General features: G+C 50.8%; 6 protein-coding genes. All 6 read right to left on the bottom strand.

Annotated features, from left to right (window positions below):
• Positions 1-192: 192 nt before the first annotated feature.
• Positions 193-1,422 carry a tyrosine-type recombinase/integrase gene (locus tag F5984_RS23710; RefSeq protein ID WP_152126708.1) on the bottom strand — a complete coding sequence of 410 codons (1,230 nt, stop codon included), beginning with the start codon at positions 1,420-1,422 and terminating at the stop codon, positions 193-195.
• A 540-nt stretch (positions 1,423-1,962) separates the two neighbouring features.
• Positions 1,963-2,598 (bottom strand): hypothetical protein, encoded by a 636-nt coding sequence (locus F5984_RS23705; protein ID WP_152126707.1) that lies wholly within the window; start codon positions 2,596-2,598, stop codon positions 1,963-1,965.
• A gap of 667 nt (positions 2,599-3,265) precedes the next feature.
• Complete coding sequence (locus F5984_RS23700) at positions 3,266-5,374, bottom strand: UvrD-helicase domain-containing protein (RefSeq protein WP_152126706.1); 2,109 nt, start codon at positions 5,372-5,374, stop codon at positions 3,266-3,268.
• The gene (locus F5984_RS23695) at positions 5,371-11,715 is read right to left on the bottom strand and encodes a DEAD/DEAH box helicase (RefSeq protein WP_152126705.1); all 6,345 of its coding nucleotides are present in this window, start codon (positions 11,713-11,715) and stop codon (positions 5,371-5,373) included. The genes F5984_RS23700 and F5984_RS23695 overlap by 4 nt, the downstream gene beginning before the upstream one ends.
• 78 nt (positions 11,716-11,793) lie before the next feature.
• On the bottom strand, positions 11,794-13,440 hold the full coding sequence (locus tag F5984_RS23690; protein ID WP_152126704.1) for a hypothetical protein: 1,647 nt from the start codon (positions 13,438-13,440) through the stop codon (positions 11,794-11,796).
• Between the two features lie 526 nt (positions 13,441-13,966).
• Entirely contained in the window at positions 13,967-14,386 is a 420-nt protein-coding gene (locus F5984_RS23685; protein ID WP_152126703.1) for a hypothetical protein, read from the bottom strand.
• Positions 14,387-14,448 lie beyond the last annotated feature (62 nt).

Below are 14,448 nucleotides of genomic sequence, written 5' to 3'. Positions count from 1 at the left end.
TTGATCAGGATCGCCATACTGTGGATAATAGCTGAGCAGTTCTGTATTGGTCAGGGTTCTGAAAAAATAGATGATAAATAAATTATTCGTTTTCGCTGATGTGCTTTGATGTTAAAGAGTTAATACAAGTAATGTAAGTTGATTGGTACGCGTTAGCATATCTCCCATATTTTAGGGACAGTATGGTAGGATTTAAAAGTCATCAGGAAGCTTTGTCATATAGAGTTCTTTCGTTTTACGCTTAGTGTAAAGCTGCGTCGTGTCGAAGCGGGCATGCCGTAGGTGTTGCTGCACATACACGCCATCCACGCCTGCTTCCAATAGTAGCTGCGCTGCCGTGTGTCGTAAGGAGTGTGCTGAAATACCTTTTGCTTTCAAACCAGATTTGAGGAAAATGGCATCTACATGATGACGTACTTTGCGAGTAGTTAATTGTGGGAACAGCAGATCGTCAGCACAGCCGCTGTGATGGTGTTCTAAATAGCATCGCAGGTGGTCCATTGTCGGTTTAAAGAGTTTGACTTTCTGCTGCGTATATTTTCCTTTTCCAAGGACGAGAATCATTCCCTCCACGAGGTTAATGTCTCCGTGACGTAACCGGATCAGCTCAACCGTCCGAAGACCTGAATACACCATCAGGCTAACTAAACAAGTGGTCAGTGGCTCTGTGCATTGCTCTATTAATTGGTACCTTTGTTGTTTAGTAAGTGCTTCTTTGTAAAATGTTTTTTCAGTTGCTAGTGGGGTAACCCGGGTAACTAAATCCATACCTTTCTTCTGAACTTCGTTGAAGGAGAATCGTTCGGCGTTTTCTAGTACCCACTTCGCTAGCGCTTTAAGTGCTGCTATACGCAGGTTGATCGTAAAAGGCGAGAGTCGTCTTTGCCGACAATCATGCACGAAACGCTCTACACCTGGGCCATCGAATCCAACGCTCATATCGCCTTGTTGCCGCTGCTTTTCAAGCCAAAGGAAAAAAGCATTGAGTGATTTTTGATAGGTTGATTTACTCTCATCACCTCGAAGCTGGCCAGCTTCGTATATAAACTGAAGCACAAGCTCATTGCCGGCCGGTGCTCGTTTCGTTTGGATAGGATCAGACGTGACAGGTGGGCAGCCGAGTTGCTGATAAAAGAAGAGAAAACTTTTGACGGGCGATATATAGCTAGGCTTGACCATAGACCGGTAGTCAATGTGTCCGAACGCAACCGGCTTGTTATTCTTCAGGCAGTAGATCAAATATTTCTTAACCAGCTTGGCATAGTTGGATGTGTAACGTCGCTGCTGACGTTCGCCTGTAAAATACCAGTTCGCATAAGCTTCTACCAGTTGAGAAACTGTGAAGTGGTTACCAGCGGGGTAGGGGTGATGCTGCGAGGTACTGGTGGGTACAGGAATTATGGAAGAGAAAACAGTGTCCATCTGTGCTCCTTTTACGTTACGAGCTTAAGGTATTGGCCTGTGTAAATTTAGGCTGTAAAAGGATTTTTTCAAACTGCCGGAAATGTTGATTTCCGGCAAAATTTGAAAAATGCTAATAGACGGTTTTCTTAAGTAAGGCGAGGTACACGATAATGCCCTAGCCAAGTCAGTGGCTCTGGAGTTTCCTGCTGGTCAGTTGTTACAATAAGATACGGGCTATCAACCGCAGGGGGCTCTTTATGCTAATCCTATGAAAAACTATGCAACAAGACGTTGACTGACTCGCAAAAAGCCAGCAACAAGGTGATCTCCTTCCAGCAAGTCATTGTTGAACATGCCACTGATGACATTAATCGCCTGTATTACCTAGAGTGTGGCTATGGATGAAAAGGTGGAGCATTCGTGATGCGTTAACATGGGTAGATACTGCCTTGCTTAATCAGTGGATTAATAGTCCTTACTGAGCTTACAGTACCCTCATGCTCACTTGGACATTGTATTCCGAACCCGAAATTATAACCTCTAATTTGTCTAGTCTGACTAGCTATTAATTGCCACAACATTTGAAGAACTGCCCATTTGCTTTACAATGGTCCAATCATATGTTTCGAATTTGGGGTTTACCGTAAAAGGGAGCTCTTGTTCTATTCTTGAAAGGGGGATAATATCGATACTTTCTTGGCGAATACTTATTGCACTCCATTCTACTTTATGTAAAGAAATATCCTCTTCTTGGTTGAATAGCCAATGTCTGAAACAGGACTCAATATGCCAATTCGTTGTAAGCAAGAAAGAATGTCGCAGAATCTTGTGTAAAGTCTTTTTGTCTGAGCTTTGTAAGTATTCGTCGATCATAAATTCTAAACCTTTACCTCCGCACGCCTTGCGAGCGCGTATCACAACTTTACTTTCCTCGTCGTTATCAAAATATTCATCTCTATAGAACAAGTTACAAAACGCATCTATCTCTGCATCGGACATGAGAACTGGATAAAAAAAGTGCCCTCCTCGAGAAAAATGCCGCAAATGCCCTGGCCTAGCGTAGGCGTAAATCGCTTCATTAAAATAAGTACTGATTGGCTGTTTTCGAACAACAGCATGTTCTTTCGCTGCCGCCAAGGAAAAATCGTCCACGCGAAACGTTACTTTTACCTTTCTAGTTCTATGCGTTTTCATTGTTTGTGAAATTTATACAAGATAAAATACAAAATGGTTAAAAAAAATAATTTTGACACATCTCCATAATCGGTAGTGTTTTTTTGAGATGCATTATGAATCTAATGTTGTTACTCGCTTAATAATTTTTGCCGCTTTACCATATTCCGCTTGAAACCGGACCGAGAAAAATTCGCATAGGACTAACTAATCTTGCTTTTAAAGTATGGTAATATTTTACTAGTTGAAGATTAGAATAGTTTTTTATATCTATATTCTTTGTTACTATATACTTAGTTACGATAAGCAAAACTTATCGTAACTAAGTAGAACCCCTCTAAACTACAATGATGAGATCTCTTAAGCACTATAAGCATCCATATCTATGCTTATAGTGCTTAGCAATAAATGGCTTAGTTACGATAGCGCCAAATTATCGTAACTAAGTATCTCAATGGGAGGCTCATGAATTTACCCGAATCTTGACTTTTTCGTCTGGCTCGATCAGTCAAATAAAGAAGTATTAGGACAGGCAGGGCATACCCTTTCTCGAATTGTGTAATCTGGCCATTGGTGATATAGTCCGCCCTTTAAAGCATGACCCCCCTTCACGAGTATGAATCCATGTGAAGTTTATTCAGTAAAAGCAGTGTTTATCTGGTAAGATTGCACGCATCAGGTTAATAGCTTATTGATGAGGGTTGGGGAGCCAATCGGAGCCTCTACCCGTTCCTGTGATCGTGACTGATTGAACCGCCCGGGTCGAAGCTACGTATAGTAATGACCGTTCGGATTGCAAATAATCCGTTTGAGTGGCTCCATCCCAAGCTGCGTAACTGGCTGGTTTGAATGGTAAGGTGCGCTGATTAATATCAATCAGAAAGACCGATTTAAACTCCAGTCCTTTGAGGTTGTGAAACGAACACAGTCGTATGCCCGTCGGGTCGTTTGCTTTGCCGGGATTGCCCAGATCTGAATAGGGCAGCTTTCGGTTGTGCAACTGGGTTTTTACGGTTTTCAACTCTTCTTTGGTACGGCTGGCCACCACCATGTCTGCATAGGCGATTCCCCGCTCATGATGTTCATCAATTTTTTTTAGCACGTACGCCAGCTCCTGCTCCTTGGACTCGAATACCTGATAGCTGGGGGCCTGCCCATGAAAGAGCGAACGGTACCCCCCTTTTTCTTCCGTGCCTCCGTCAAAGTCATCAAAGTCAGATTGCTGAATAACCGATACCGCAAATCGCTTGATTTCTTCAGTTGTGCGATAGTTAATCCGAAGTCGGCGGCTACGAACCCCCCTGATATTGATTCCAGCCTGCGTAAAGTTTACTTTTCGGGCGTAAATACGCTGAAGCGGATCGCCAACCAGAAATAAATCGTTGGGCCCCTCTTCGGTAAGAGCACGCAGAAAACGCAGTTCTACGTTGGCCAGGTCTTGTAACTCATCGGCAATCACGTAGCTGTAGGGCCTTGTGGGTAACTGACTCAACTGCGCTGATACGCTGTTAAAGAGGGCATCGCGATGAAAGAAATTATTTTCCCGTAAGTAGGCGTTGTACTGCTCGATGAGTCGCCAAACTTCCATCCGCTGTTTGCGGGTGAGCGGTCGGCTACGGCCTGCTCTCGACACGGCATAATAAGCCGCCGGACTGGTTACGTTCCCCGCCAGAACGACTTGTTCATACTCCGCATTCAGAAAGGAAGGCTCAAATTCGGTTAGCTGACTTTCCAGAAAGCTCTCCCAGAGCTCGAGTGAACTCCGGCTGTTGGGCCAATTGGTGAGTTTATCGGCATCGGAAAGCAAACCATATTGGCGGGCCAGATCGAGCATGAGCGCGTCGATATTCCGAACCTCGTAGCGATTCGTTGGTACACCCAATTCTCTTATCAGCTGCTCCAGGTTATCGGTCAGCGAACGGGTGAAGGTAGTGAACAACAGCTTCCGGTCAGGATTGTATTGCTCGATGAGGTGTTTCAGGCGGTGAATAGCGGCCACCGTTTTGCCTGTACCTGCCCCGCCACTTACTTTCACAGAACCGTTGAAATGGCCCTCTACCAGCTTACGCTGTGAGGGATGTAGGTAAAACTTCCACTTGCTGAACTCGCCGGTAAGGGCCTGATTAAACAAGGCATCATCGGTCAGTTCGATAAAATGGCGCTGATTGTTTAGGCTCCCGGCGGCTTCGGTCTGCGTTGCGTCTACTTTGCCCTCGGCCACTTCCTCAATCAGCCGGTCAATGTCGGCTCCTTCAGCTGCATAAAAGAGATTTTCAAACGCATCCCCAGGCAAATACGGCTCCATCTGATCCAAAGCGTTCAAATCGGCAATGTTTCGAACGGCGGGGATCAGGATGCCGGGAACCCCAATCGCCAAAAGCTGCTCATCCGTGAGCCGACCATAGAGCGTCTGTTCAGGCGAGTTCGTTACAGACTTCGAAGTAGGTGAAAGGACGGCATCGCCCGTAGCGGCTTCGAACAACTGCGCGGCCTGTGTCTGCTCATTCCAATGAAACTGCTTGTTCCGGGCCCAGTCCATCGCTTCATCGTGGTTATCGACCCACAATAAATAATAGACATCGCCGGTGGTAGGAGCCGCCACTATAGCCCGGTACTTCAGATCAACGCGGGCGGTGCGGAGTTGCGGGTCTAGAAACGTATGGATTGGTTCCAGATGGAGAGCCGCCGACCGGGAGTCCTGCCGGAGCTTATGCTGTAAATCAATTACTTTTTGCTGAATCCCTTTGGGGAGCCGCATAAACGAATCCCAGAATTTATCGTACAGTAATAGTTTCATTGTGGTAGGTCGGTTATGGAAAACGTGTCGAGTGTCTGGATTTGATAGCCCGCATTCAAAAATGCTTTTCGGTCGGCAACGTCCAGGGGGGCAATTACGATTTTGGCCTTTTCGAAGCCCAAAACAGCTTCCGCCAGTTGTTCGCCCTGCTCACCCAGCAAAAAGAAGCTGCCATCTTCGCCAAAGGCAATACCCTGTGCGTGTAATTGACGGACCAGCTCATGATAAGGCTCGTCGTAATAGGTCAGCAACTCGTCGAGAGAGGTCGCCACAGCCACTTCGGTGGGGGCCTGACCCGGTTGACCAAACTGACTCAGGTTATGAATCCACCAGAAAGCCTGCCAGTCGGCTCGGTCCAGATCGTCGCTACCGGCTGTTTCACGTAGGCCGGTCAGGGGAGGTTGGCCGCTCAGGTTGACCAGCAACCGGCTCTGAAACAAGGTATTGTCGGGCCAAAGGTTGGCCAGCATATACCCGTCGGTTAGTTGCGCTTTACCCCGGATGTAGGGCGGTTGCATGGTCAGAGGTTCGGTAAAGGTAGCCACCCGGTGGGCGCTGGGCGTATCGAACGACGGGCTGAAAAGCTGAGCCTGATAACAAGCCAGCAACAGGCTCCAGGAACCCTGCTGATGGTTATCGCGTAGGGGATAGGCCAGTAAACACAGCAACCGCTCCATATTGTTACGGGCCTGCCAGATGGGCTGGTAGGCTTTGGGCGCGCACAGCTGAATCAGGCTCGTGGTCGTTTTCGTAAAACCATCCTGCTTTAGCCGCCGAAACAGTTCGTCCTGTATGGTTTCGGGTGGGGGAGCCTGACCATCGAGACCCGGCGTGACAAGGCCCGCATCGAACCGTTCCAGATCCTGCCACGTGAGGGTCCAAACCTGGTACTGCCCGGTTTCAGCCACGGCGTTGCGCCGGGCTACATCGTTACGGAAGCGGGGGTTTTGGGCCGTAGCATGGAATTGGTAACCATCCAGATAAATGGCCATTCGGGGAATTTGCAGCCGTTCCTTATCCGTGAGCTGCTTTCCGTTCAGAGTAGCCGTGGTGCAGGTAAGCAGAAAATCGGTACGGGTCAGCAGCCGTACGCCCTGCGAGGGGCCAAGCTCCACCTGCGGGCGCATGAAGTAGCCAAACGAGTTGGCCCCGTCGGCCACCGTAAAGCGGTAGCAAACTACACCACCTTCCTGCACGGCCTCGAACTGATTGGCTCCCAGCCGTTTTTGCAGCGACCGGACAAACCGGTCTTCCAGCTCGGATTCTTCAATTTGGCCCGTTGCACTTACGGCCGACAAACTGCCCATTAGCCGGTCCCAGCTTTCCTGCTCCCGCACAATTCGACCAAAAAACTGCTCGGCCTGATGCCGGCTCAACTCCGCCCGGTCGTACTGATTGCCATAGGCGTACAGGCATTTGTAGCAGCCATCGTGGCCTTCGTGCTGACAGCTACAGTCGCGGACCGTTTCGTAAGCCCGTTCCAGAACAGCCATGAACGCTTCGGGCCGGAATAGCTTCTCGAGGTAGCCCGTACCGCCGGGAATGGTATCGTACAAGACCAGATAATGGTCCTGCCGACTTGTTTTGGGGTTGTATTCCGAATAGTCGCTAAGCGCAAGGTGATCGGGTGCGCCCTGGTAATAGCGGTTTAGGCCCAACTGAAACCCTGCCCGGAAAATGGCCAGGGTAGCGCTGCTATTGACCTCCTGCACCGGTAACAGAATTTTCAGAGCCTCCGTCGGGAGTTGGCGGCACAGGTACACTTCGTCGAAAACGGTATCCGACTGTCCTGCGTACGTGGCCTGCCGGTGAGCACAGTAGGGGTAATGGTAGCTGTAGTCGGGCAGATTCATCTCGTGAGAAGTCGATTTGCCGCAGTGCCGACAGGTAATAAACCCCTGCACGGGCACATGCTCATGACCGTTGATGCTCAGGTGTCGGGCATTGATGACGCCATGACGCCCAAGGTTGATTTCGGTCAGGGCCACGTTGCGAACAAACTCGATACCGAACGGAATCTGACGCATGGCATAGGCCCCCCGTACGCCCTCGGCCGGAAAATGAAAATGCCGCGAAATCCGGTAAATATCGGCATCTCGCTCGTCGCGGCTGTCTTCAAGCGTCGCGTCGCTCTGACGTACCACTGACCGAACGGCTGTTAGCTTAACGACTGTATGCACGTTGGCGCTGTCCTGCCACGACGGATGGCCACACTTTGGACAAAGACCAGCTGCCGGGCCAACGTCGTCGGCCACCATATCGCAAACGGAACAGAACCGCTTACGCATCCGAATCGCCGGGTCGCTCCACTCGTGGGTGAGCAGCCCGCTGATGGGCAGTCGGAATCCCTGTGTATGAAAGTGACTGCCCGGAGCCAGTTCGCGCAGGGCTTGCTGGGCGGGCCGGACCAGCGTCAGTTCATAATCCAGCGGGGGCTTGCCGCTTTCGGCTGAGGTAGCCCCCAGGATGCGGGCATTCAGTTCAACCCCCGTCTCGGGAAAGGCGTAGTTGGGCAGCACGCCCACGTTGGTCAGGTGTTCAAGCAGATTCCGTTTTTCCAGACCCCGGTATTGCCGATACAGCTGCCGTACTTCGGCATCGAGGAGTTTTTTTTCCTCGTCCTGATCGCCCAGCTTTTTGGTCTTTATATAGTTGACTACCTCGCGTCGTTTCTGACGCAGCCCCCGCATTTCGTTCTGTAACCGGCCAAACACTTCCCTGAACTCCTCGTAGAGCGTGTCGTTTTGCAGACGGTATTTCAGGTCGGTCAGCGTCGCATCGCTCAGGTCGGGCCAGTAGCGGGCGGCAAACCGGTCGAACAGGGCATTTTCGTGGGCTTTGATGTAGTTTATAATTCGATTAGCCCAGAAGTCGGGAGCGTTCAGGTTGGTGTTACCCAATCGAAGAAGCATCAACAGAGAAGGGATTCGGTGGTTCACCGGATCGGCGGCCGTCCACGAATCCAGGCAATAGGCCATAAAATGCCGCTTCAGAATGGCCCCCGCTTCCAGAAAACAGCCCGGTGTGGTCACCTCGCCGAGCATCATTTCGCCCGGCTGGGCAAAATAAAATAGGTCGTGCGCCTTGTTCGGAACAAAGTTGACCACTAAAGCCGAGCCCGTTTGCCTACCGGCCCGTCCGATACGTTGGAGAAAATTACCCGGACGGGGTGCAGTGTTGTGGTTGAGAACCACGTTGAGCGTACCGATGTCGATACCCATCTCCAGCGTAGAGGTAGCTACGAGCGCGTTGTAGGAGTCAAAATGGGGCCGCTTCCTGAAGCTGACTTCAATGGCCTCGCGTTTCGGACGGTCCAGTAACCCTGTGTGCTCGGTGGCATGAATCCGGGGCGACCGCTGCCGGTTATATACCGCCTGGTAATAGTTGAGGTCCGGAGTAGCCGGAATGGTGCTGTAGGTACCTGTGCAGCGAAAGGTCAGGCACCGGCCTCCATCCGTCAGTGTATCCGTCGTATGGGTTGTCAGCGTATGCCCACACCGATTGCATTGATGTTTCTGCACGGTTTTTCCAACCCGTAATGCACTGGTAATTAATCCATGACTTAACGTCTGATACTTATCGGTTGCCGGTATGGCGTCGAGTAAACCAGTGTCAGTCAATGCTGTAATCAGTTGTTCGTAAAACGCATTGACCGCATTAGGGTGGGAGGGGGCCATCTGAAACGTTTTCCGAAAATAAGCGTGAAAGTAGTTGTTACCTTTCGAAGAAAACGTGCTATCCAGGCTGTCGGCCGTTGCTGGTTGGGCAGTCAGCAACCGGACTCGCCGGGTATTTCGGCCAAAGTAAGGGTTCAGGAAATGGCGTCCATCCTTCCGCCAGTTCAGTTCAAACAAGTCAAATTTTCCGCGTCGGAATTTATCCATAAACGGGTGAACAATCCCCCCTCTTGTGCGCAGCCGGTGTAACAGCAGGTTAATGAAGAAGGGGAGTAAAGCAGGCTCAACCGCTTCCATTTGATTGTCGATCAGCCAGGGGCGTAGTTGTTCGGCTACCTGAAGAATCAGGCTCTCGTCAAACACCACACCGGCTGAGCCGGTTTTTTCAAGCGTTCGGCCAATGAGTGCGTTATACCCAAATTCGGCCGCAACTTCCCAGTCAATCCGGCAATCGAATTCCTGCTCGAAGCGCGGCAGAAAACCCTGACGGCCCGGTAGCCGGTAGTCGTCGAGTCGGGCGCGGCCGAGGTAGTCCGTTGGGAAAAAGCGGTAATAATACGCGTCGAGTGGCTGCTGACCCGTGGGGTCGGCATGCTGCTTCCAGAAGGTCTTGAACTGTTCGGACAGGTTGGCCAGGGTGAGCGTGCCCGTGGGGTTGCCGCTTTTGACCAGGGCCTCGTTGATGACCCGTTGCAACGACGTTCGGAAGGTGAAGCGGTAATTACGGGCTTCCAAAAAACCGGCCTGATGGGCAGCATCCTGCACACTGTTGGTAAAGGCCAGCACTTTTCGCTCCTGATCGGGGTGGGTGTCCAGGTCAGTGGATAAGATCTGACTGACCGTTACCGACGAGAGCGTAGCCACGCCTGTACCAATCAGGGCGAGCGTGTGCCGACTGCCGCACTCCGGGCAAACGGGCTCAAACCGGCCTTTGGCATCAATCCGTTTTAGGGCCAGCAGGTTGGTCCGGCCCGGCTTGGTGTGGTCCGGAGCCGGCTCGTTGAAAAACTCCAGGCTCTCGTGGCTTACCCAACGCTGTAGGGCGTCGGTGGCTTGAAACTCATCAATAGGCTGATGCTCCTCCGTGTTGGTGTTGATCAGGTAGAGGTGCTTATTGTTGCGACCGCTGATAAATTTCTCATAGACATCGGCCGGGTCATTTTCGAAACGGTTCTTGTTATCGTGTTTTACTGCCAGCCAGCCACTTGCCCCGCAGTCCCGGCAAAACCAGGGCGGCAACGCACTCGGCTGCCCGGGTTCGGTGGGGTTGCTGCCCCACCGAAAAACGGGTTGCTCGCCCACTTCGCGCAGCACCCCGCTCAGGGCGCGTACCCATAAGTGCACCTGCACATACACCAGCGGAAACTTCTCGGCGTCGGGAAGTTTGGCCACCGACAGTAAGGTGAGCAGCGACAATACAACCCCTTCCTGATGGGCCGCACTGAGCCGAGCCACATCGGGATTGATCTGAGCCAATTGGCTCAGTACGGCTGTTAACGTGGGCTGCCCTGTATGGCAAATGGATAGCAGATCGTACACCACCCGTAAGCGAAGCAACTCCCGGCTAAGGTCGGCCGGGGTCAGGTTGGCCGGCAGCTGCCAGAGGGTTTGTTGCCGCTGCCGGTACTGCTCAGGGGTGTCGGACAGGGCAAACTGACTACCCCCGAGCACAGTGGGGCGGGGGATAAAATCGTCCAGGTCGTGGCGGGGTTGGCAAAAAAAAGTGTCAAGTTCCAGCCGTTTTTCGGTGAGTACGGCCGTGGCCGGGTCGAACCGGACGCCGAACAAGGTGCCGGCATAGTCGCATAGTTGTTGCAGGGCGTCGGGGCCGGAGCCGAGCGTCGCTGAGGTGCCCACCGGGCAAAGGGTACTGTCGGGCAGGTTGAGCCGCAACCGTAAGCGCCGGATAAGGTTGGCTACATCGCTGCCCTGGGCTCCGTCGTAGGTGTGCAGTTCGTCGAGCACCAGAAACTGCAACAGGCTAGGGTCGGCTTCGTTATCCTGCCAGAGCCGGGCCAGCTGATCGCGCATCAGAGCCTGATCAAGCATCTTGAAATTGGTGAGCAGGATGTCGGGCGGGCTATCCAGAATACTGTCGCGGTTTTCGATAACCCGGTCGGGCAGCATCTGCACGGAGTATTCTTTTTTGCTGGTGCCCAGACCAATAAACAAACCGGCTGTGAGTTGCCCGCGTAACCGGTCGTCACTATGAATGATCTCTGCCACGCGCCCCGCCTGATCGGTGGCCAGGGCGTTCATGGGGTACAGGATAATGGCTTTGATGCCCCGCCGGTGCCGGTTTTGGTAGCAGTAATCCAGAATGGGATACAGAAACGACTCGGTTTTACCCGAACCGGTTCCGGTGGTGAGCAGGGTAGGCTGGGGGTGGTGCCCCTGTTGGGTCGACAGCCGCCGGAAAGCCCGTAGCTGATGGTCGAAGGGCGGAAACGGGGGCCTGATGGTCAGGGGAATTCCGTCGCTCTCGCTCGCCCGCACAAAAGGCAGGCGAATGGAGATGTAGGGACCTTTGAGGATGCCCTGCTCAGGGTGGAGCAGAAACTGATCGAAGGCTTGCCGGACGGCGGGCTCCCGAAAGCCGAAGGTGGCCCGCAGGTACGCTAATATGGATTCCTGAACTTCAAAAGCCTGATGGAGTGGAAGCATTGGGCATTAAGGGCAAAAGGTCGTATCGACAAAAATACAACCCTTTGCTTGCTTAGAGTACCTTTTGCTGCCTTAAAACTACTTACTCTTGAACGCGTACTGGAGACCTGCGTAAAATTGGGGGCGATTTCTAAAAGGTTCCCAGAATCCCTGGTACTTCAGATCGTTGTCGATTTGGGACTGCCCGCTGATCGTTTGTCCCAACTTAAGTTCATTCAGTTCTTTTTTCCACGCCCAGATTACACCCAACGAAATGACCAGGGGATTTGCTCGCCGGAACCGAACTCCACCACCCAGCAGAATACTGGGTCGTCCTTTGCCTGTGCCTACCCCAAACTGAAACACAGGGTGTGCTTCACCCGAATACGTATTGAGCGTCAGGTTCAACATCCCGGCCAGAACCATAGGGTTTTTATCGCGTCCTACAACGGAATCGACGGTGGTAGCGGTTTCGACCAGACTACTACTGAGGACTTTAGAACTGACTTTAGCGTTGTATAAATTATAGGTAAGACTCGAGTAATAGGTTCCAATCGAGAATTCTGGAATCAACCGACGGTAGGCCCTTAACCGGATTTTAGCTGTGATCTTCTCGTTCAACTCGTTTATTTCTGGCTGATCGGCCGAGAAGTCCACCTCTCGTTTTCGCATCACCAACGTCAGGTCGCTCATTTTATCAAACGAAACCCGGTACGTACCCAGAATGAACGAATTGGTTGATTGGGTACCATTGGCGGTGTTTACAAGGCCGGTTTTGTTCAATATTTGTTCGAGCGATTCATCCAGATTAACCGCTATGGTGATTAGCTGTTCGCGTTTTTTTTGCTTTGTTTGCAGAGTTTCAACCACCCGTTTAAAAACGAGTTTTGAATAATCGCCAAATGCCTCACAAACAGTGTTGCTACTTCCCATCGTGATAAAGTCTTGTGTGGCGACTGCTTCAACAAAATTGCTCAGCTTACGATGATTCGTTTCGTTGAGTTTTTTAAGGTCTTTGAGTGTTTTCGTGAGGTCTGTCCGAATTCGTTTAAACTCGTTTAGGCTTTCGGCTTCTTTGAGTCTTTCCAGTACATCCGTTAAATCATGGTTGAACGTAGTCTTTGAAAATTCTTTATCTAACCCAATTAGCCATTTTATAGTGGGTGATTGCAGGTTTATGCAGTCCAGACTGACAGACGCTGCCAAGTAACCCCACTCCGCTAATTCACCTAATTGAAGGTCTAAGGTTTCGGCAGCTGCTGCACCCTGCACCGAGCCGCCTGCTTCTCCGATAATCATCGAAAACCGCCCTGTTGCCAGGTCTTTGAATCCATGGTTCTCGAAATCTGAGATTGATTGGGAAGGAATTGTTAAACCCGTCTCTTTAAGTATAGCCGTTATTCCGTTTACGTGATCCGAGACACTCTGATAGCTGGGATCAATCAAAGAAGTGTCGCTCACGGTCAGGGAAAAGCGGAGTGGGTTGTAAAATGGCGTGACGACGTTCACCGATTTGTCTTTCAGGCTAACAGCGAAAGTTACGCTACCTGAAAGTGGTTTTGCTGTTTCGGTTCCCTTTGATTCGTCCAGTTCAAACTTAAATAACGGGTCTTTCTGTGTAAAGTCTGGCCATAAAATGATCTTCTGCCTCACCTTCGAGGCGTCAAGTAGTTCATCAGTAGGTGTTTGTGCGCGGGTACTTGTGCCAATCAGTAGTACCGAAAGCCATGCGTAGAGGAGTTTCATCAGGATTGAATAGAAAGTGAGTGTTTTTTTGTCAGTGGCGAAGTACTCCTCATGCTAGCAAAAGCACCACGTGAAATCCCCCGTAGTTTTCTGTCGGATTTCCCGTTTTAGTACCCGAGACGCTTCATTCTTTTTACGTCGGCCCCAGCTAATTCCGTTGGACTCTCATGCGCAAGAATGAATGGTGCTATTCTGACCAGACTTATGGATACGTAGATACGTTGCCGTTCTGATAGTGGGTGTAGGAGTCGGTCGGTAGCACTAGGGAGCTGTCAGGTCTTGTACACGGTCAATAGTCTGCTCAAACAATTAGTTATTCCAAAAAGCGAGTGCGCAACCGTTCGAGCAGGTCCGACAGGGGGGGGGGGCGGGAGCAGTACTCACGAGACAGACTCGAATGCCCTGGGGGTTTGGATGGATTGTAAGGGGTTGATAAATAATGTATTATAAATCAAAAGCCCGGTGGTTTTTTATAACACACCGGGCTCATACAACCCATTGAACTCGTACCTTGCAGATACCCCACTTAGGGTTTGTTGCCAGGCCCTTTGAGTGGCTTTTTCTTCGAGATATCGATCCAGATATCGATCATTTTCTCGATAAAAATCAGCAACACAAAGGGCTGAACAGCTCCGCTGTCTATGACAAATGCCTTGCTTGGAACCTGAACTGGTAGCGTTGTTAAAAACAATAAATACGGCGTTAGCGAAAGGCTAATAATACCCACCCGAATCCACCACAACTGGTTGGGGGTTGATTTGTGCCGGTGATAATTGCGTTTCAATAACCATAGCGTGTAATAGGCTATGGCCAGCATGAGCGTGTACCATAGTGGGTGTGGCATGTGCGACAACTGGCACAAGGTGAAACACTCGAAGAGTGAGTAGCCAATCAGAATACAAAGAATGATTGGCGCGTGGTGTTTGAGTGCGTTAGGGATTTTCATTGGTTCAAACGGAATAGTGTAAGGTGAAAAAAATTACAAACATCCGTGTGTGTGTCCCCAGC

This window comes from Rudanella paleaurantiibacter, from assembly GCF_009184635.1.
GTDB lineage: Bacteria > Bacteroidota > Bacteroidia > Cytophagales > Spirosomataceae > Rudanella > Rudanella paleaurantiibacter.
The sequence above is the reverse complement of the archived record's forward strand: the minus strand, read 5'-3'. Positions and strand labels throughout refer to the sequence as shown.

Bases quoted from the DNA above. Each gene is read 5' to 3' on its own strand.
- F5984_RS23690 (WP_152126704.1), bottom strand. From the start codon at position 13,440: ATGAAACTCCTCTACGCATGGCTTTCGGTACTACTGATTGGCACAAGT.
- F5984_RS23710 (WP_152126708.1), bottom strand. From the start codon at position 1,422: ATGGACACTGTTTTCTCTTCCATAATTCCTGTACCCACCAGTACCTCG.
- F5984_RS23695 (WP_152126705.1), bottom strand. From the start codon at position 11,715: ATGCTTCCACTCCATCAGGCTTTTGAAGTTCAGGAATCCATATTAGCG.
- F5984_RS23685 (WP_152126703.1), bottom strand. From the start codon at position 14,386: ATGAAAATCCCTAACGCACTCAAACACCACGCGCCAATCATTCTTTGT.
- F5984_RS23700 (WP_152126706.1), bottom strand. From the start codon at position 5,374: ATGAAACTATTACTGTACGATAAATTCTGGGATTCGTTTATGCGGCTC.
- F5984_RS23705 (WP_152126707.1), bottom strand. From the start codon at position 2,598: ATGAAAACGCATAGAACTAGAAAGGTAAAAGTAACGTTTCGCGTGGAC.